19 protein-coding genes are annotated in these 19,252 nt (G+C 71.8%); 17 read left to right on the top strand and 2 right to left on the bottom strand.

The features are described from left to right. Positions 1–8: 8 nt before the first annotated feature. The 17 genes from carA to DDV73_RS19455 all read left to right on the top strand — a co-directional run bounded on the left by carA (position 9) and on the right by DDV73_RS19455 (position 18,063). Positions 9–1,148: a glutamine-hydrolyzing carbamoyl-phosphate synthase small subunit gene (gene carA / locus DDV73_RS19375; RefSeq protein WP_109508886.1), complete on the top strand. Its 1,140-nt coding sequence runs from the start codon at positions 9–11 to the stop codon at positions 1,146–1,148. Next, positions 1,148–4,462 carry a carbamoyl-phosphate synthase large subunit gene (gene carB, locus DDV73_RS19380; protein WP_109508887.1) on the top strand — a complete coding sequence of 1,105 codons (3,315 nt, stop codon included), beginning with the start codon at positions 1,148–1,150 and terminating at the stop codon, positions 4,460–4,462. Before carA ends, carB begins: the two co-directional genes overlap by 1 nt. Continuing rightward, on the top strand, positions 4,459–5,502 hold the full coding sequence (locus tag DDV73_RS19385) for a quinone-dependent dihydroorotate dehydrogenase (protein ID WP_240617369.1): 1,044 nt from the start codon (positions 4,459–4,461) through the stop codon (positions 5,500–5,502). The genes carB and DDV73_RS19385 overlap by 4 nt, the downstream gene beginning before the upstream one ends. An 11-nt stretch (positions 5,503–5,513) precedes the next feature. Beyond that, positions 5,514–6,362, top strand: a complete 849-nt coding sequence (locus DDV73_RS19390; RefSeq protein WP_109508888.1) for an iron-sulfur cluster-binding protein — start codon at positions 5,514–5,516, stop codon at positions 6,360–6,362. Next, on the top strand, positions 6,359–7,189 hold the full coding sequence (locus DDV73_RS19395) for a tRNA-dihydrouridine synthase (protein WP_109508889.1): 831 nt from the start codon (positions 6,359–6,361) through the stop codon (positions 7,187–7,189). The genes DDV73_RS19390 and DDV73_RS19395 overlap by 4 nt, the downstream gene beginning before the upstream one ends. A 158-nt stretch (positions 7,190–7,347) precedes the next feature. After that, entirely contained in the window at positions 7,348–8,181 is an 834-nt protein-coding gene (gene pyrF / locus DDV73_RS19400; RefSeq protein ID WP_109508890.1) for an orotidine-5'-phosphate decarboxylase, read from the top strand. After that, positions 8,178–8,633, top strand: coding sequence for a hypothetical protein (locus tag DDV73_RS19405; protein ID WP_109508891.1), 456 nt, complete (start codon positions 8,178–8,180; stop codon positions 8,631–8,633). The genes pyrF and DDV73_RS19405 overlap by 4 nt, the downstream gene beginning before the upstream one ends. Positions 8,634–8,751: 118 nt before the next feature. Next, positions 8,752–9,072: an integration host factor, actinobacterial type gene (gene mihF / locus DDV73_RS19410; RefSeq protein ID WP_109508892.1), complete on the top strand. Its 321-nt coding sequence runs from the start codon at positions 8,752–8,754 to the stop codon at positions 9,070–9,072. Continuing rightward, positions 9,065–9,652, top strand: a complete 588-nt coding sequence (gene gmk, locus DDV73_RS19415; protein ID WP_109508893.1) for a guanylate kinase — start codon at positions 9,065–9,067, stop codon at positions 9,650–9,652. The genes mihF and gmk overlap by 8 nt, the downstream gene beginning before the upstream one ends. A gap of 10 nt (positions 9,653–9,662) precedes the next feature. Then, complete coding sequence (gene rpoZ, locus DDV73_RS19420; RefSeq protein WP_109508894.1) at positions 9,663–9,995, top strand: DNA-directed RNA polymerase subunit omega; 333 nt, start codon at positions 9,663–9,665, stop codon at positions 9,993–9,995. A gap of 12 nt (positions 9,996–10,007) precedes the next feature. Then, entirely contained in the window at positions 10,008–11,264 is a 1,257-nt protein-coding gene (coaBC, locus tag DDV73_RS19425; protein WP_109508895.1) for a bifunctional phosphopantothenoylcysteine decarboxylase/phosphopantothenate--cysteine ligase CoaBC, read from the top strand. An 84-nt stretch (positions 11,265–11,348) separates the two neighbouring features. Beyond that, positions 11,349–12,548, top strand: a complete 1,200-nt coding sequence (metK, locus tag DDV73_RS19430) for a methionine adenosyltransferase (protein WP_109508896.1) — start codon at positions 11,349–11,351, stop codon at positions 12,546–12,548. Between the two features lie 139 nt (positions 12,549–12,687). After that, on the top strand, positions 12,688–14,736 hold the full coding sequence (locus DDV73_RS19435) for a primosomal protein N' (RefSeq protein WP_161962463.1): 2,049 nt from the start codon (positions 12,688–12,690) through the stop codon (positions 14,734–14,736). 46 nt (positions 14,737–14,782) lie between these two features. Beyond that, the gene (gene def / locus DDV73_RS19440) at positions 14,783–15,328 is read left to right on the top strand and encodes a peptide deformylase (protein ID WP_109508897.1); all 546 of its coding nucleotides are present in this window, start codon (positions 14,783–14,785) and stop codon (positions 15,326–15,328) included. Continuing rightward, positions 15,328–16,254, top strand: coding sequence for a methionyl-tRNA formyltransferase (fmt, locus tag DDV73_RS19445; RefSeq protein ID WP_109508898.1), 927 nt, complete (start codon positions 15,328–15,330; stop codon positions 16,252–16,254). Before def ends, fmt begins: the two co-directional genes overlap by 1 nt. 5 nt (positions 16,255–16,259) lie before the next feature. Further along, the gene (locus DDV73_RS19450; RefSeq protein ID WP_109508899.1) at positions 16,260–16,679 is read left to right on the top strand and encodes an MmcQ/YjbR family DNA-binding protein; all 420 of its coding nucleotides are present in this window, start codon (positions 16,260–16,262) and stop codon (positions 16,677–16,679) included. Further along, positions 16,672–18,063 (top strand): RsmB/NOP family class I SAM-dependent RNA methyltransferase, encoded by a 1,392-nt coding sequence (locus DDV73_RS19455; protein ID WP_109508900.1) that lies wholly within the window; start codon positions 16,672–16,674, stop codon positions 18,061–18,063. Before DDV73_RS19450 ends, DDV73_RS19455 begins: the two co-directional genes overlap by 8 nt. Before the next feature lie 100 nt (positions 18,064–18,163). Here DDV73_RS19455 and DDV73_RS19460 read toward each other — a convergent pair whose 3' ends face one another. Continuing rightward, complete coding sequence (locus tag DDV73_RS19460) at positions 18,164–18,535, bottom strand: hypothetical protein (RefSeq protein WP_154402818.1); 372 nt, start codon at positions 18,533–18,535, stop codon at positions 18,164–18,166. 10 nt (positions 18,536–18,545) lie between these two features. After that, positions 18,546–19,196, bottom strand: a complete 651-nt coding sequence (locus DDV73_RS19465) for an AAA family ATPase (RefSeq protein WP_206050958.1) — start codon at positions 19,194–19,196, stop codon at positions 18,546–18,548. Positions 19,197–19,252 lie beyond the last annotated feature (56 nt).

Consider the following 19,252-nt stretch of genomic DNA (forward strand, 5'->3'; position numbering starts at 1 on the left):
GGTTCGGCGTGCTGCCGCATGCCCCTAGTTCGACGCCCGCGTTGCTGGTCCTCGAGGACGGCCGGGTGTTCCGCGGCGATTCCTACGGCGCCGGAGGTGAGACCTTCGGTGAGGCCGTGTTCAACACTGGGATGACCGGCTACCAGGAGACGCTCACTGATCCGTCGTACCACCGCCAGGTCGTGGTGATGACCGCCCCCCACATCGGCAACACCGGTGTCAACGACGAGGACCCGGAGTCCAGCAGGATCTGGGTGGCCGGGTACGTCGTGCGCGATCCCGCCCGGGTCCCCTCCAACTGGCGCTCCCGCCGCACCCTCGACGACGAGCTCCGCGACCAGGGCGTCGTCGGCATCTCCGGCATCGACACCCGCGCGCTGACCCGGCACCTCCGCGAGCGCGGCGCGATGCGGGTCGGCATCTCCTCCACCGAGACCGACTCCGACGCGCTGCTGGCGCGGGTCCGGGAGTCGGCGCCGATGGCCGGGGCCGAGCTGTCCGGCGAGGTCTCGACGACCGACACCTACGTCGTGCCCGCGGTCGGCGAGAAGCGGTTCACCGTGGCCGCGCTCGACCTCGGCATCAAGACGATGACCCCGGCCCGGATGGCCGAGCGTGGCATCGAGGTGCACGTGCTGCCGGCCACCGCCTCCCTCGAGGAGGTTCTCGCGGTCCAGCCGGACGGGCTCTTCTACTCCAACGGCCCCGGCGACCCGGCCGCGACGACCGGCCAGGTCGAGCTGCTGCAGGGCGCTTTGGGGCGGGGGCTGCCGTACTTCGGGATCTGCTTCGGCAACCAGCTCTTCGGCCGCGCGCTCGGCTTCGGCACCTACAAGCTGAAGTACGGCCACCGCGGCATCAACCAGCCGGTCATCGACCGCACCACGGGCAAGGTCGAGGTGACCGCGCACAACCACGGGTTTGCCGTGGACGCTCCGCTCGACGCGCCCACGCAGACGCCGTACGGCGTGGCCACGGTCTCCCACGTCTGCCTCAACGACGACGTGGTGGAGGGCCTAGAGCTGCGCGACGCGGACGGCGTACTCAAGAGCTTCTCGGTGCAGTACCACCCGGAGGCCGCCGCCGGTCCGCACGATGCGGCGTACCTCTTCGACAGATTCGTCGAGCTGATGGAGGGTGGCGCCTGATGCCAAAGCGTGAGGACATCAAGAGCGTCCTGGTCATCGGCAGCGGGCCGATCATCATCGGGCAGGCGTGCGAGTTCGACTACTCCGGGACGCAGGCGTGCCGGGTGCTCAAGGCCGAGGGCCTGCGGGTGATCCTGGTCAACTCCAACCCAGCCACGATCATGACCGACCCGGAGTTCGCCGACGCGACGTACGTCGAGCCGATCACGCCGGAGTTCGTGGAGAAGGTGATCGCCAAGGAGCGGCCGGACGCGCTGCTCGCGACCCTCGGCGGCCAGACCGCGCTGAACACCGCGACCGCGCTCGCCGAGCAGGGCGTGCTCGACAAGTACGACGTCGAGCTGATCGGCGCCTCGATCGAGGCGATCGACCGCGGCGAGAACCGGCAGGTGTTCAAGGGGATCGTGGAGGAGCTCGGCGGCGAGTGCGCCCGCTCGGTGATCTGCCACTCGATGGACGACCTGCTCGCGGCCGCCGATGACCTCGGCTACCCGATGGTGGTCCGGCCCAGCTTCACCATGGGCGGCACCGGCTCCGGGATGGCGTACGACGAGGACGACCTGCGCCGGATCGGCGGCGCCGGCCTCGCGGCCAGCCCGACCACCGAGGTGCTACTCGAAGAGTCGATCATCGGCTGGAAGGAGTACGAGCTCGAGGTCATGCGCGACACCGCGGACAACGTGGTGATCATCTGCTCGATCGAGAACCTCGACCCGATGGGCGTGCACACCGGTGACTCGATCACGGTGGCGCCGGCGATGACGCTGACCGACCGCGAGTACCAGGCGATGCGCGACCTCGCGATCGGCATCATCCGCAGCGTCGGCGTGGACACCGGCGGCTGCAACATCCAGTACGCCGTGAACCCGGCCGACGGCCGGCTGATCGTGATCGAGATGAACCCACGGGTCTCTCGGTCCAGCGCCCTCGCGTCCAAGGCGACCGGCTTCCCGATCGCCAAGATCGCGGCCAAGGTGGCGATCGGCTACACCCTCGACGAGATCCCGAACGACATCACGCGGGAGACGCCGGCCAGCTTCGAGCCGACGCTCGACTACGTGGTGGTGAAGGTGCCGCGGTTCGCGTTCGAGAAGTTCCCGGCCGCGGACCCGACGCTGACCACGCACATGAAGAGCGTCGGCGAGGCGATGGCGATCGGCCGGAACTTCACCGAGGCTTTACAGAAAGCCCTGCGCTCGCTGGAGACTCCGTCATCTGGCGAGGGGGCCGCGCCGTTCGACTGGAGCCACGAGTGGGTGGACCTCGACAAGGCGGCGCTGCTGGAGCAGATCAGGACCCCGCATGACGGGCGGCTGCGCAAGGTGATGGACGCGATCCGGGCCGAGGCGACGCCCGATGAGCTGTTCGAGGCGACCGGCATCGACCCGTGGTTCCTCGACCAGCTGGCGCTCATCAACGAGGTGGCCGGTGAGATCGCGGCGGCCCCGGAGGTGACTCCGCAGCTGCTGAGGCGCGCCAAGCGGCACGGCTTCTCCGACGTGCAGATCGGCAAGATCCGCAACATGAGCGCGGACGTGGTCCGTGGCGTCCGGCACGCGCTCGGCATCCGGCCGGTCTACAAGACCGTCGACACCTGCGCGGCCGAGTTCGCCGCGCGGACGCCGTACCACTACTCCTCCTACGACGAGGAGACGGAGGTGGCGCCGCGCGAGAAGGAGGCGGTGATCATCCTCGGAAGCGGGCCGAACCGGATCGGGCAGGGCATCGAGTTCGACTACTCGTGCGTGCACGCGAGCCTGGCGCTGAGCGCGGCCGGTTACGAGACGGTCATGGTCAACTGCAACCCCGAGACCGTCTCCACCGACTACGACACCTCCGACCGGCTGTACTTCGAGCCGCTCACGCTGGAGGACGTGCTGGAGATCGTCGACGCCGAGCGCGCGGCCGGTCCGCTCGCCGGCGTGATCTGCCAGCTCGGCGGCCAGACCCCGCTCGGCCTAGCGGCCGGGCTGGAGGCAGCGGGCGTCCCGATCGTCGGGACCTCGCCCGGTGCGATCCACCTCGCCGAGGACCGGGGCGCGTTCGGCCGGGTGCTGGCCGAAGCGGGGCTGCCGGCGCCCAAGCACGGCACCGCCACGTCGTACCCGCAGGCGCAGCGGATCGCCGAGGAGATCGGCTACCCGGTGCTGGTGCGGCCGTCGTACGTGCTCGGCGGCCGCGGCATGGAGATCGTGTACGACGACGCCGCGCTGGAGGCCTACCTCGAGAAGTACGTCGCGGCCGGGCTGATCAGCGCCGAGCAGCCGGTGCTGGTCGACCGGTTCCTCGACGACGCGGTCGAGATCGACGTGGACGCGCTCTTCGACGGCGAGGAGCTGTTTCTCGGCGGTGTGATGGAGCACATCGAGGAGGCCGGCATCCACTCCGGCGACTCGTCCTGCGCGCTGCCGCCGATCACCCTCGGCACCGAGGAGATCGAGCGGATCCGGCGCTCCACCGAGGCGATCGCCCGCGGCATCGGCGTCCGTGGGCTGCTCAACATCCAGTTCGCCCTCGCGTCCGACACGCTCTACGTCCTGGAGGCCAACCCGCGCGCGTCGCGGACCGTGCCGTTCGTGTCGAAGGCGACCGCGACCCCGCTGGCCAAGGCGGCGTCCCGGGTGATGCTCGGCGCCACGATCGCGGAGCTGCGTGCCGAGGGCATTCTGCCGGCCGAGGGCGACGGTGGGCACCTGCCCGACGGGTCGCCGATCGCGGTCAAGGAGGCCGTGATGCCGTTCAACCGGTTCAAGACCAAGGACGGCAAGACCGTGGACGCCATCCTCGGGCCGGAGATGCGCTCGACCGGCGAGGTGATGGGCTACGACCTGTTCTTCGGTACGGCGTTCGCCAAGGCCCAGGCCGCGGCGTACGGCTCGCTGCCGCTGGGCGGCTCGGTCTTCGTCAGCGTCGCCAACCGCGACAAGCGGCACATGATCTTCCCGATCAAGCAGCTCGCCGACCTCGGCTTCCAGATCCTCGCGACCGCCGGCACCGCCGAGGTGCTGCGCCGCAACGGCGTGTCGGCCGCTGTGGTCCGCAAGCACAAGGAGGGTCCGGGCCCCAACGGCGAGCCGACCGTGGTCGGCAAGATCCTCGCGGGCGAGGTGGACCTGGTCATCAACACCCCGCACGGGACCACCAGCGGCGGCTCGCCCCGCCTCGACGGCTACGAGATCCGCACCGCCGCGATCCTCACCGACGTCCCCTGCATCACCACGGTGCAAGGGCTCGGCGCGGCCGTGCAGGGGATCGAGGCGATGCGCCGCGGCGAGATCGGCGTCCGCAGCCTCCAGGACTGGGCCGCGCGGTGACGGCGTACCGGCTGCTGTTCGACAAGGTGCTCACGCGCACCGACCCCGAGCAGGCCCACCACGTCGCCTTCCGCGCCATCCGTACCGCGCGGCCGGTCTTGAGCCGGCAGCGCGGGGTGGGGGAGGCGGTCGAGGCACTGGGCCTGACCTTCCCGAACGTGCTAGGGCTGGCGGCCGGCTTCGACAAGAACGCCGTCGGCATCGACGCGCTCGCGGCACTCGGATTCGGGCACATCGAGATCGGCACGGTCACCGGCGAGCCACAGCCCGGCAACCCGAAGCCGCGGCTGTTCCGGCTGCCGGCCGACCGAGCCGTGGTCAACCGGATGGGCTTCAACAACGACGGCGCCGAGGTGGTCGCGCGCCGGCTGGCGGCTCGAGAGCGCAAGGCCGACTCGCGGATCGTCCTCGGAGTCAACATCGGCAAGACCAAGGCCGTCCCGGAGGACGCGGCCGTCGCCGACTACGAGAAGTCGACCGGCCTGCTCGCGCCGTACGCCGACTACCTGGTCGTCAACGTCAGCTCACCCAACACGCCTGGGCTGCGCGATCTGCAGGCGGTGGAGAAGCTGGAGCCGCTGCTGCGGGCGGTACGCCGCAGGGCCGACGAGGTCACCGACGAGCGTCGAGTGCCGCTGCTGGTCAAGATCGCCCCCGACCTGAGCGACGAGGACGTGCTCGCGGTCGCCGACCTGGCCGGTGCGGTCGGGCTCGACGGGATCATCGCCACCAACACCACGATCAGCCGCGACGGCCTGGCCACGGCGCCCGCCAAGGTCGAGAAGATCGGCGCCGGTGGGCTGTCCGGGCAGCCGCTGACCGCCCGTTCCCTCGACGTGATGAGGCTGCTCCGCGGGCGGGTGGCAGCCGACCTGACCCTAATCGGCGTCGGCGGCATCACCACGGTCGACGACGCGGTCGCCCGGCTGGACGCGGGCGCGGACCTGCTCCAGGGCTACACCGCGTTCATCTACGAAGGACTGCTTTGGCCGCGCCGGATCGTCACCGGCGTCGCCGAGCGGCGCGCGCAACCGGGCTAGTGGTCACTCCAGTGAGCGAGACGCGCGGCCCCGTTCACATCACCGGCGAGGTGCTGTCGGCGCGCCGGGTCGGCGGCTATCGCCACCTCACGCTGGCGGCACCGGGCCTGCCCGAGCGGTTCCGCCCGGGCAACTTCGTGGCGGTCTCGGTGGGGGAGACCCGGCTGTCGCGGCGCGCCTTCTGGATCCACCGGGCCAGGCCCACCGGCGGGTACGGCGCCACCGTCGACCTGGTCGTCGCCGAGACCGGCTTCGGCGGCCGATGGCTGGCCACCCGCACCCAGGGTGCCCCGGTCGAGCTGACCGGACCGCTCGGGCGGCCGTTCGCGCTGCCGAAGGAGCCGGTGAGCTGCGTCCTGGTCGGCGAGGGGTACGCCGCCGCCACGCTGTTCCCGCTGGCCGAGCGGCTGCGCGAGCGCGGCTGCGTGGTCACCATGCTGCTGGCCGCGCCGGACGAGTCACACCTGCTGTCGGCGCTGGACGCACGCCGTACCGCCCGCTCGGTCCTGGTCGTCACCGAGGACGGCTCGGTCGGCCGGAGCGGTGCGGTCCGGGACGTGATCGGTGATGTGCTCACCCGCGCCGCCGCCGAGGTCGTGTACGCCGCCGGCCCGGCCCGCACCCTGCACGACGTCGCCGCGGCCGCGGAGCTGCACGGTGCCTGGAGTCAGACCGCACTGGAGCGGCCGCTGACCTGTGCGACCGGTCTGTGTCACGGCTGCCCGGTCCCGGTGCTCGGCGAGCACGGCGCCGCGCGCCTGGCACGAGCCTGCTACGACGGACCGGTGTTCCGCGGCGACCGGGTCCGGTGGGCCGACCTCGCCGCATGGGACTCTGGACATTCTGAGGCCGCCGGATGACCACCAGGATCGGGGAGACCGAGCTGGCCGGACCGGTGCTGGTCGCGGCCGGCTGCGGCGGCAGCGGACCAGAGCTCGCGCCGTTCGCCGACCTGTCCACGCTCGGCGGGTTCGTCACTCGCTCGATCACACTCGACCCGCGGCCGGGCGGGCCCACGCCGCGGCTGGTCGAGTCTCCGGCCGGTCTGATCGCGGCGACCGGGCTGCCGAACCCGGGCGCCGACCAGTTCCTGGCCACCGAGCTGCCCTGGCTGCTGCAGCGCCGGGTCCGGGTCTTCGCCTCGATCGCGGGCACCACGTTCGCGGAGTACGCCCAGCTGGCCCGCCGCCTCACCGAGTCCCCGGGCCTGACCGGCATCGAGGTCAACCTGTCCGCACCCGATGCCGCCGCACTCGGGCTGGTCGACACCCAGGACCCGTTCCAGGCGGCCGGCCTGGTCGCGGCCTGCCGTCGCGAGCTGCCCCGCGGCCTACTCCTGCTGGTGAAGCTGCGGCCGGACCCCGGCCATGTCGTCGAGGCCGCCCGGACCGCCGCCGACGCCGGCGCGGATGCCGTCGTGCTCGGCAACGCCGTCCCCGCCGCGATGCCGGACGGCCGCCCGGCCGGCCTCGGCGGCCCGGCGATCGGCCCGATCGCGCTGCGCTGCGTGGCCGACGTGCACGCCGCGCTGCCCGACCTCCCGCTGATCGGCTGCGGCGGGATCAGCACCCCCGACGACGCCCGAGCCTTCCTCGCTGCCGGTGCCACCGCCGTACAGGTCGGCACCGCGCTGCTCCACGACCCGACCACCGCCGCGCGGATCGCGGCGAATCTAGGAGGGTGTTGAAGGATGCGACCTGCTGCGCGACCCCCGGCACGCACGCTGGCTGCGTTGTCGTCGGTCGACAGGCCACCGGCCTGCCTGCCTCCTCCGCCTTGCCAGCGCACGCACCGGAGGCCGCTCGCGACGGCCGCATCCTTCAACACCCTCCAGGAGGACCAGGAATGAGTACGACGTTCGGTGCCCGGCTCCGGCACGCCATGGACACCCGTGGGCAGCTCTGCGTCGGGATCGACCCGCACGCCTCGCTGCTGCTCGACTGGGGGCTGTCCGACGACGTGGCCGGGCTGGAGTGGTTCGCCGCGACCGTGGTCGAGGCGGTCGCCGGCGAGGTGGCCGTGGTCAAGCCGCAGTCGGCGTTCTTCGAGCGGTTCGGCAGCCGGGGCGTCGCGGTCCTGGAGCAGACGATCGCCGACTCCCGCGCGGCCGGCGCGCTGGTGCTGCTGGACGTGAAGCGGGGCGACATCGGCTCTACCTCGCAGGCGTACGCCGACGCCTACCTCGACCGCTCCTCGCCGCTGGCCGCCGACGCGATCACCGCCTCGCCGTACCTCGGCTTCGGCTCGCTGCAGCCGATGTTCGACACCGCGGCGGCCAACGACGCTGGCGTGATCGTGCTGGCTCTCACCTCCAACAAGGAGGGCCCGGAGTTCCAGCACGCGACCACCGCGGGCGGCCGCACGGTCGGCGGCTCGGTGCTCGACCAGCTCGCCGCCCTGAACTCCGGCGCCGACCCGCTCGGCTCCTTCGGCGCGGTCGTCGGAGCCACCGTCAGCGACACCGGCGAGTCCTTCGAGATCAACGGGCCGCTGCTCGCGCCGGGAGTCGGCGCGCAGGGCGGAACCGCGGCCGACGTACGCCGGATCTTCGGGGCGGCCGCCCGCAACGTGCTGCCCAGCACCTCGCGGGATGTGCTCCGAGCGGGACCGGACGCGGCACGGATTCGCGATGCCGCCGCCCGTGCCCGGGACGAGTTCGCGTCGTTGTCCCACGCATGAGCCGCCTGCGTAGCCCGATCGCGCTCCTCGTCGCGCTCGGCGTCCTCGCCGGCGCCGTGAGCGGCTGTGGGAAGGACGCGCAGGAGGCCTACTGCGACGAGGTGAAGGCGAGCCAGGAGGAGCTCGGCAAGATCACCGGCGACGGGGGAGCGGACGCCCTGCTCCGGGCGCTGCCGATCCTGGAGGAGCTCGGCGAGCAGGCACCGTCGGACATCAAGGACGAGTGGAAGATCCTGCTGAGCCGGGTCCAGGCGTTCGAGAAGGCGGTCGACGAGACCGGCGTCGACCCGGCGACCTACGACCCGAAGGAGCCTCCGAAAGACCTCACCGCAGCCGAGAAGACCCGTCTCGAGGAGGCCGCGAGCGACCTGCTCGCGTCCGATACCCAGGAGGCCAGCCAGGCCGTGACCCAGCATTCACTCGACGTGTGCAAGACCCCGATCAGCCTGTGAAAGCACGTAGGGGTGACATGACACGCAACAACCTGGACGACATTGCCCAGGCCAACTTCTTCGAACTACATTGACGACTCCAGCCGACCGACCAGTAACGAGAACGAGGACACCACCAGTGGCACTGCCCCCGCTCACACCCGAACAGCGTCAGGCCGCACTCGAAAAGGCCGCGGCCTCCCGCAGGGAACGGGCCGAGGTGAAGAATCGCCTCAAGAACTCCGGTGCCTCGATCGTCGACGTGCTCCGTGAGGGCCAGGAGAACGAGGTCATCGGGAAGATGCGAGTCATCGACCTGCTCCAGTCGATGCCCGGTCTCGGGAAGGTCCGCGCCCGCCAGATGATGGAGCGGCTCAGCATCGCCGAGAGCCGCCGAGTGCGTGGCCTCGGTGCCAAGCAGGTTGCCGCGCTGGAGCGCGAGTTCGCCTCTCGTGACTGAGCGGTCACGTCTCGTCGTACTCGCCGGCCCGACGGCCGTCGGCAAGGGCACGGTGGCGGCCGACGTCCGTGCCCGCCATCCCGAGGTCTGGATCTCGGTCTCGGCAACCACCCGGCCGGCGCGGCCCGGCGAGGTCGACGGCGTGCACTACCACTTCGTCTCCGACGACCAGTTCACCGAGATGGTGGAGACCGGCCAGTTCCTGGAATGGGCGACCGTGCACAAGGCGGCCCGCTACGGCACGCCGAGGCAGCCGGTGGACGAGGCCCTCGCCGCGGGCCGGCCCGCGATGCTGGAGATCGACCTCCAGGGTGCCCGTCAGGTCAGGGAGACGATGCCGGAGGCCCTGTTCGTCTTCCTGAAGCCGCCGTCCTGGGACGAGCTGGTACGCCGGCTGGTCGGCCGCGGCACCGAGTCGGCCGAGGAGCGGGAGCGGCGGCTGGACACCGCGCAGGTCGAGCTGGCCGCCGAGAAGGAGTTCGACGTGACCATCGTGAACCATGAAGTTCACGCTGCGGCCGAGGAATTGGTAGCCTTGATGATGCTCAACTGTGAGCAACCCCCATCCACTGACTTGTGAGGCCTGCTTCGTGTCTGCCCCCACCCCAGCCGCCGAGGGCGTGACCAACCCCTCGATCGACGACCTGCTCTCGAAGACCGACAGCAAGTACAAGCTGGTTCTGTACAGCGCCAAGCGCGCTCGCCAGATCAACGCCTACTACTCCCAGCTCGGCGAGGGCCTGCTGGAGTACGTCGGTCCGCTGGTCGACACCCACGTCCAGGAGAAGCCGCTGTCGATCGCGCTCCGCGAGATCAACGACGACCTGCTGACCTGCGAGGACATCGACCCGGCCGAGGTTGCCGCGGCCGAGGCTGCGACCAAGGCCGCCGCCGCTGCGGCTCCCTTCGGCACCGGCGAGTAGTCCATCCGGTCCATGACCGACCAACCGTCCACGGCGGCCGCTTCCTCTGAGGGGAAGCGGCCTCGTGTCGTTCTCGGAGTCGGTGGCGGAATCGCGGCGTACAAGGCCTGCGAGCTGCTCCGCCGGCTGACCGAGTCCGGGCACGACGTGACCGTCGTACCCACCGCGGCCGCACTGAACTTCGTCGGCGCCGCGACCTGGTCCGCGCTGTCCGGCAAGCCGGTCGCCGCCGACGTGTGGACCTCGGTCCACGAGGTGCCGCACGTGCGGATCGGCCAGACCGCCGACCTGGTGATCGTCGCCCCGGCCACCGCCGACCTGCTCGGCAAGGCCGCCCACGGCCTCGCCGACGACCTGCTCACCAACACGCTGCTCACCGCGCGCTGCCCGGTGGTGTTCGCCCCGGCGATGCACACCGAGATGTGGGAGCACGCCGCCACCCAGGCCAACGTCGCCACCGTGCGCGAGCGCGGGGCCGTGGTGGTCGAGCCGGCGGTCGGCCGGCTGACCGGCAAGGACACCGGCAAGGGCCGGCTGCCCGACCCCGAGGAGCTGTTCGAGCTGGCGACCGAGGTACTGGCGCGCGGCGTCGCGGAGCCAGACCTGGCGGGCCGGCACGTCGTCGTGTCCGCGGGCGGCACCCGCGAGTACCTCGACCCGGTCCGCTTTCTCGGCAACCGCTCGTCCGGTCTCCAGGGCTATGCCCTGGCCCGTGCGGCGGCCGCGCGGGGCGCAGAGGTCACCCTGATCGCCGCGAACGTGACGCTGCCCGACCCCGCAGGGGTCAAGGTGATCCGGGTGGTGAGCACCGGTGAACTGCGCGACCAGGTGGTGGCCGCAGCCGCGCTCGCCGACAGCGTGGTGATGGCGGCTGCGCCGGCCGACTTCCGGCCGGTCGGTGTCAGCGACACCAAGATCAAGAAGGCCGACGACGGCAGCTCGCCGACCATCGAGCTCACCCAGAACCCCGACATCCTCGCCGAGATTTCGGCCCACCGGGCCCGCGACGGCCAGGTGATCGTCGGGTTCGCCGCCGAGACCGGCGACGGGTCGGGCTCGGTCATGGACCACGCCCGCGCCAAGCTGGCCCGCAAGGGCTGCGACCTGCTCGTGGTCAACGACGTCAGCGGGGGAGCCGTCTTCGGCAGCCCCGACAACGAGGCGGTGATCCTCGGCGCCGACGGCGCCGCGGTCGACGTACCTCATGGTTCGAAATCCGCTCTGGCCCATGTGATCTGGGACCAGGTAGCCAGCAGGCTCAGCGGTTGAGCACGGGCGGCGAGACGATTCTCTCGCCGACCTGGTGCTTCGTTATCGTGTAACTCACTACACCTACCGGGAGAGAGTACGAACGTGGCTGGACGGCTATTCACCTCGGAGTCCGTGACCGAGGGTCACCCGGACAAGATCGCTGACCAGATCAGCGACACTGTCCTGGACTACCTGCTCGAGCACGACCCGAAGAGCCGCGTCGCTGTCGAGACGCTGCTGACCACCGGCCTGGTGGTCGTCGCGGGCGAGGTGACCACGTCGGCGTACGCCCCGGTTGCCCAGCTGGTCCGCCAGAAGATCCTGGAGATCGGCTACGACTCGTCCGAGAAGGGCTTCGACGGCAGCACGTGCGGCATCCAGGTCGCGATCGGCTCCCAGTCCGCCGACATCGCGCAAGGCGTCGACGACGCCTACGAGGAGCGCCGCGAGCACTCGGTCGACGAGCTCGACCGGCAGGGTGCAGGCGACCAGGGCCTGATGTTCGGCTACGCCTGCGACGACACGCCCGAGCTGATGCCGCTGCCGATCACGATCGCGCAGCGCCTGGCGCAGCGGCTGTCGGAGGTCCGCAAGGACGGCACGCTCGACTATCTGCGCCCCGACGGCAAGACCCAGGTCACCATCGAGTACGACGGCGAGGGGCGTCCGCTGCGCGTGGACACCGTGGTGCTGTCGACCCAGCACGCCGAGGAGATCGACCTCGAGTCGACCCTGGAGCCCGACATCAAGAAGCACGTGATCGACCCGGTGCTCGCCTCCTTCGACATCGAGTCCGAGGGCTACCGGCTGCTGGTCAACCCGACCGGCCGCTTCGTTGTCGGCGGCCCGATGGGCGACGCCGGCCTCACCGGCCGCAAGATCATCATCGACACCTACGGCGGCATGGCCCGCCACGGCGGCGGCGCCTTCTCCGGCAAGGACCCGTCGAAGGTGGACCGCTCCGCGGCGTACGCGATGCGCTGGGTGGCCAAGAACGTCGTCGCCGCAGGCCTCGCCAGCCGCTGCGAGGCGCAGGTCGCCTACGCCATCGGCAAGGCACACCCGGTCGGCGTCTTCATCGAGACCTTCGGCACCGAGACCGTCCCGGTCGAGAGCATCCAGAAGGCCGTCACCACCGTCTTCGACCTGCGCCCCGCCGCGATCATCCGCGACCTCGACCTGCTTCGCCCGATCTACGCCAAGACCGCGGCGTACGGTCACTTCGGCCGCGAGCTCCCCGAGTTCACCTGGGAGCGCACCGACCGCGCCGACGCCCTGAAGGCCGCCGTCTCCGGCAGCTGATCGTCGCGGCTGCAGGATTCCCCGGGCGCCCGGGGAATCCTGCACCTGGCAGGCATTGCAGTGCCCGCCAGGTGACAGAACTGCCTGCCAGGTTGGCGAGAATCTCGCCCTGTCCGCGTCGACTGGTAGGAATGCGGCGATGAGTACGACGCCGCGCGGGACTGAGCCGGATGCCGGGCAGCCGGAGCTGCTGCCCGGGCTGGTGCGTGCGACCGTGCGGGAGTCGAAGGCCAAGGCGTCCAAGGCGTCCAAGGAGAAGCCGCTCGCCGAGACCGACCCGGTCGCGCGGGTGCTGGTCGACGTACCGCTCGCGCACCTGGACCGGCCGTTCGACTACGCCGTACCGGCGACGATGAGCGACGCTGCGCAGCCTGGCACCCGCGTCAAGGTCAGGTTCGCCGGCCAGGATGTCGACGGTTTCGTCGTCGCCCGTGCCGCCGAGACCGACCACAAGGGGAGGCTGACGCCGCTGCGCCGGGTGGTGAGCGACGAGCCGGTGCTCGCCCCCGAGATCGCCGAGCTCACCGCCGACATCGCCGCCCGCTACGCCGGAACCCGCTCCGACGTGCTCCGCCTCGCGGTGCCCGCCCGCCATGCCGCCACCGAGAAGGAGCCTCCGCCGCCCGCGCCGGCCCCACCAACCACCACGAGCACAGACGCCTGGCGCGACGTCGAGTACGGCGAGTCGTTCCTCGCCAGCCTGACCAGCGGGCAGAACCCGCACGCGGTATGGGCCGCCGCGCCGGGCGACGACTGGCCGCGGATGATCGCGCAGGCGGTAGCGGCGACGTACCAGGCCGGCAGGGGAGCGCTGGTCTGCGTGCCGGACGGCAAGGACGTCGCCCGGGTCGACCAGGCACTGACCGCAGCCCTGGGCGAGGGCCATCACGTCACCCTGACCGCCGACAGCGGCCCGGCCGCGCGCTACCGCGACTTCCTGGCCATCAGCCGGGGTGCCCGCCGCATCGTGGTCGGGACCAGGGCGGCCGCGTTCGCCCCCGTCCACGCCCTCGGCCTGGTCGTGATCTGGGACGACGGTGACGACCTGTTCGCCGAGCCGCGGGCGCCGTACCCGCACTCCCGTGAGGTGCTGCTCCAACGAGCGAGCCAGCAGCAGACGGCAGCCGTGCTCGGCGGCTTCGCCCGCACCGTCGAGGCGGAGTACCTGCTGCGTACCGGCTGGGCGCGCGAGCTGGCCGGCCCGCGACAGCTGCTCCGTGAGCGGATCACCGTGTCCGTCGCTGGCGCCGCCGAGCGCGACCTCGACCGCGACCCGCACGCCCGCGCCGCCCGGATCCCGCGCCAGGTCCACGACACGATCAAGGCCGCGATCGCCGACGGGCCGGTGCTGGTGCAGACCCCCCGCATCGGGTACGCCGTCGCGCTGGCCTGCGAACGCTGCCGAACTCCGGCCCGCTGTGCGCACTGCCGCGGCCCGCTCCACCAGCCGGCGTCGGCGCAGCCACCGTCGTGTCGGTGGTGTGGCCAGGCGGCGCCGGGCTGGTCGTGTGCCGAGTGCGGCTACCGCGGGCTCCGGGCGCCGGTACTCGGCGACGCGCGCACCGCCGAGGAACTGGGCCGCGCCTTCCCCGCCACCCGGGTCCGGTCGAGCAGCGGCGACCAGGTGCTGGCGACGGTGCCCGGGACACCCGCGATCGTGGTCGCTACCCCCGGCGCGGAGCCGGTCGCGGACGGCGGCTACAGCTGCGTCGTACTCCTCGACGCCTGGCTGATGCTGAGCCGCGTCGATCTGCGCGCCGAGGAGGAGACGGTACGCCGCTGGCTCAACGCGGCCGCGCTGGTCCGGCCGGGCGGGACCGCGGTGGCGGTCGGCGACGCCGCCCATCCCGCTCTGCAGGCGTTGGTGCGCTGGGACCCGGCCGGGTTCGCCCAGCGCGAGCTCGCCGACCGGCAGTCGGCCAGGCTGCCACCGGCGTGCAGGCTGGCGACGATCACCGGCGAGCCGGATGCGGTCGGCGACGCGCTTACGCTCCTCGAGCTGCCCGAGCACGCCGAGGTGCTGGGACCGGTGCCGACGTCGGCCGACGGCGAGGAGGAGCGGGCGGTCCTCCGGGTGCCACGAGCCTCCGGCACCGCGCTCTCGCGGGCGCTCGGCGACCTGCAGCGGGTGCGCAGCAGCCGCAAGCTCGCCGCCGTCCGGATCCAGGTCGACCCGTACACGCTGTAGGCCCTCACTAGACTTGCCCGCGCACCCCAAGCCTTCAAGGAGATCCGTGGCAGTCCAGCCCATCCGCCTGTTCGGCGACCCGATCCTGCGCCGACCCGCTATCGAGGTCGTCGACTTCGACAAGGAGCTGCACAAGCTGGTCCAGGACCTCACCGACACCATGCTCGAGGCGCCCGGCGCAGGCCTGGCCGCGCCGCAGCTGGGCGTCGGGCTCCGGGTGTTCACCTGGAACGTCGAGGACGAGGTCGGCCACCTGGTCAACCCGGTGCTCGACCTCTCCGAGGAGATCCAGGACGGTCCGGAGGGCTGCCTGTCGCTGCCCGAGCTGACCTACGACTGCAAGCGCGCGCTGTCGGTGGTCGCGAAGGGCTTCAACATGTACGGCGAGCCGGTGACCATCGAGGGCAGTGACCTGCTCGCCCGCGCGATCCAGCACGAGACCGACCACCTCGACGGCGTGCTGTTCATCGACCGGCTCGACACCGACGCCCGCAAGGCCGCGATGAAGGAGATCCGCGAGGCCGACTGGTTCGGCGTCGAGAAGCCAACGGTCAAGGTCTCCCCACACCGCACCAACGGGCTCGGATTCTGATGCGGCTCGTCTTCGCCGGTACGCCGGAGGTCGCGGTCCCGGCGCTCGACGCGATCGCCGAGAGCCGGCACGAGCTGGTCGGCGTCGTGACCCGTCCCGACGCGCCCGCAGGCCGCGGCCGGAAGCTGGTCGCCTCGCCGGTCGCGCAGCGCGCCGAGGAGCTCGGCGTACCCGTGCTGAAGCCGGAGCACCCACGCGACCCGGACTTCCAGGACGCCCTCAAGGCCCTCGCACCCGACTGCTGCCCGGTGGTGGCGTACGGCGCCCTGCTGCCGCAGTCGGCGCTCGACATCCCGGAGCACGGCTGGGTCAACCTGCACTTCTCGGTGCTGCCCGCCTGGCGCGGCGCTGCACCGGTCCAGCACTCGCTGTGGGCCGGCGACGAGGTCACCGGCGCCACCACCTTCCGGATCGTCAAGGAGCTCGACGCGGGGCCGACGTTCGGGCTGATGACCGAGCGGGTCCGGCCCACCGACACTGCCGGCGACCTGCTCGGCCGGCTGGCCGAGGGCGGCGCCGGCCTGCTGGTTGCGACCCTCGACGGCATCGAGGACGGTGCGCTGGAGGCCCGCGATCAGTCCGTCGACGGGCTCAGCTTCGCGCCGAAGATCACCGTCGAGGACGCCCAGGTCGACTGGACCGAGCCCGCGATCGCCGTTGACCGCCGGATCCGGGCCTGCACCCCCGCCCCCGGCGCCTGGTCGACCTTCGACGGCGAGCGGATCAAGCTCGGCGCGGTCACCCTCACCGACCGGCCGGCCCTGGCCCCCGGCGTCCTGGAGGTCACCAAGAACGCCGTGTACGTCGGCACCGCAACCGGGCCGGTCGAGCTGGGCGAGGTCAAGGCGTTCGGCAAGAAGCTGATGCGCGCGGCCGACTGGGCGCGGGGCGTGCAGTTCGCGGCCGACGCCCGCCTGGGAGACTGACTCACATGGGCCGGCCCGCGACACCCGACGACATCGACCGGATCGCGATGGCGCTGCCTGAGGTCGAGTTCGGCACCTCGTGGGGCGACCGGCCGACGTACAAGGTCCCGACGGGTGACAAGGGCAAGGGCTTCCTGCTCTACCGCGCGCCGCACAAGTCTGCGATCGACCCGGACACGGGCGAGCAGTACGACGACCTGCTGGTGATCATGGTCCCGACCGAGGCCGACAAGCGGGCGCTGGTCGAGGACGGCGCGCTGCCGTTCTTCACGATCCCGCACTTCAACGGCTACAACGCGGTGCTGGTCCAGCAGTCGCGGCTCGGCGAGGTCGACGTCGACGAGCTGACCGAGATCATCACCGACGCCTGGGCTTGCAAGGCCCCGAAGAAGCTGGTCAAGCAGCACCTCGATGGCGATGGCTGATCCTCGCGGCAAGGGTGCCCGGCGCTCGGGTGGCCGGCCACCGGCGCGCCGGGTCACGGTCGACGCGCCTCGGGCGGCGGCGTACGACGTCCTGAAGGCGGTCCGTGTCGATGGTGCGTACACGAACCTGGTGCTGCCGAAGGTACTGGCCGAGTACGGACTCAGCGGCCGGGACGCGGCGTTCGCCACCGAGCTGGTCTCCGGCACCATTCGTCGCCAGGGCAGCTACGACCCGATCATCGACGCCTGTCTCTCCCGGCCGAAGCTGGAGGCCAAAGTCCGCGACGCGCTGCGCCTCGGCGTCCACCAGCTGCTCGGGATGCGGGTGCCCGCACACGCCGCGATCAGCACCACCGTCGACCTGGTCCGGGCGCGGGTCGGCGTCGGCCCGGTCGGCCTCACCAACGCCGTCCTCCGCCGAGTCGCCGAGCACGACCTCGACGGCTGGGTACGCCGGATCGCGCCGGACCCCACGACCGACTCGCACGGCTTCGCCGCGATCGCGCACTCGCACCCGCGCTGGGTGGTCGACGAGCTGGCCCGCGCCGTCGGCGAGGAGCACCTGGACGCGCTGCTGGCCGCCGACAACGCACCGCCGCGCGTGACCCTGGTCGCCCGGCCCGGCCGGGCCAGTCCCGACGAGCTGCCGGGGGAGCGGACGCCGTACTCGCCGTACGGCATGGTGCTCGACGGCGGCGACCCGGGTGCCGTCCCCGCGGTGGCCCAGGGCCGTGCCGGAGTCCAGGACGAGGGGTCGCAGCTGGTGGCGATCGCCCTCGCCGCAGCCCCGCTCGCCGGGCGCGACGAACGCTGGCTGGACGTCTGCGCGGGCCCCGGCGGCAAGTCGGCCCTGCTGGCCGCCCTGGCCGCGGAGCGGGGCGCGGCGGTGCTGGCCGCCGAGCTCCAGCAGCACCGCGCGTTGCTAGTACGCCGCAACCTGGGTCGCGCCGACGGTGTCCTGGGCGTGGTGACCGCCGACGGCACCCGTCCCGCGTGGCAGCCCGAAACGTTCGACCGGGTGCTGGTCGACGCGCCGTGCTCCGGCCTCGGCGCCCTCCGGCGCCGTCCTGAGGCTCGCTGGCGGCGTACCGCCGGCGACCTGGACGACCTGGTGCCGCTGCAGCGGCGGCTGCTGGCCGGCGCGCTCGACAGCGTCCGGCCCGGGGGAGCGGTGCTCTACGCGACCTGCTCGCCGGTCCTGGCCGAGACCAGCGGGGTGGTCACCGACGTGCTCGGCGCTCGGGCCGACGCCAGCCTGGAGGACGTCGCCCCAGCCCTCCCCGGCGTACCCGACTGCGAGGGCCCGATGCCCGGCACCATCCAGCTCTGGCCGCACCGGCACGGCACCGACGCGATGTTCCTCGCCCTCCTCCGCCGTACCTAAAGCCCGCTGCCAGCGGAGCCCCGAGTCGTGCCAGTCTTCGCAGGCTCAGACTCGCATCGACCCGGCCCGTGTTGACAGGTCAGGTGTGAAGACGGGCCGGTCAGGGGGTGGGGGTGGCGTTCTTGCTGCCGAGTCCGGGCTTGCCGCACTCCACGCCGCCGTCGCCGGTGCCGATCCAGGCGTGCTTGACCGGGTCATCGGGATCCACGCAGACGAAGTACGCCGCGCTCGCGTCCCAGTCCTCCGGACGCACGGTCTGCGACGCGACATAGGCCTTGCCGTCCAGCTCGTAGGAGTAGGTGACCTCGTGGGCCGCGTCGCCGCCCGGAACACCGGCGTCGTCCGGGTTGGTCATCGTGTCCTCGACGGACTGGACCGAGACCTGGAGCCGCTCGGTGTACGCCTCGGAGGCCGCGACATTGCAGGCGGCGAGTACGCCGAGTAGCGGGAGCACCGGCCCGAGTCGTCGCATACCGGCCACGCTAGTCGAGGACGTGCTTCAGGTAGCGCTGCGGCGCCTGCAGGTAGGCCCGCCAGTGGTGGACCAGCTCCAGCTCGTCCCAGCTCGTCTGCCGCAGCCCCCAGTCGCCGACCTCCAGCAGTGTGGCGCCGGGCATCGCCGCCAGCACCGGCGAGTGCGTGGCACACAGCACCTGGCCACCGTCGTCGACCACCCGCTGCAGGACCGAGATCAGCCCGAGCGTGGATGAGAACGACAGCGCGGCCTCCGGCTCGTCGAGGCAGTAGAAGCCGGGCGAGTCGAACCGGGTGCGCAGCACCTCGAGGAACGACTCGCCGTGGCTCATCTCGTGGAAGAGCGGGTCACGGCCGCTCGGGGACCGATGCTGCTCGGCGAAGCTGTACCAGCCGTGCATGGTCTCTGCGCGCAGGAAGAATCCCCAGCGCATAGTCCCGATGCCGCGCTGCAGAGCGAGTCGGCGAGCGGCGACTCGCTCTGGTGGGTGGAGTGCCGGCCGAATGGCGTACCGCCCTCGGGGCGAGAGCCCGTAGGCGACGCCGGCGGCCTCCACGATTGTGGACTTGCCCGAGCCGTTCTCGCCGACCAGGAAGGTCACCCCGCGCGGCAGCTCGAGTCCCTCACGCGCCAGCTGGGCGATCGCGGGGATGGTCATCGGCCACTCGTCCTGTGCCGGCGCCCGCTCGTGTCGACCGAGATGCGTACGACGGG

The organism is Nocardioides speluncae (assembly GCF_003121585.1).
Taxonomy (GTDB): domain Bacteria; phylum Actinomycetota; class Actinomycetes; order Propionibacteriales; family Nocardioidaceae; genus Nocardioides; species Nocardioides speluncae.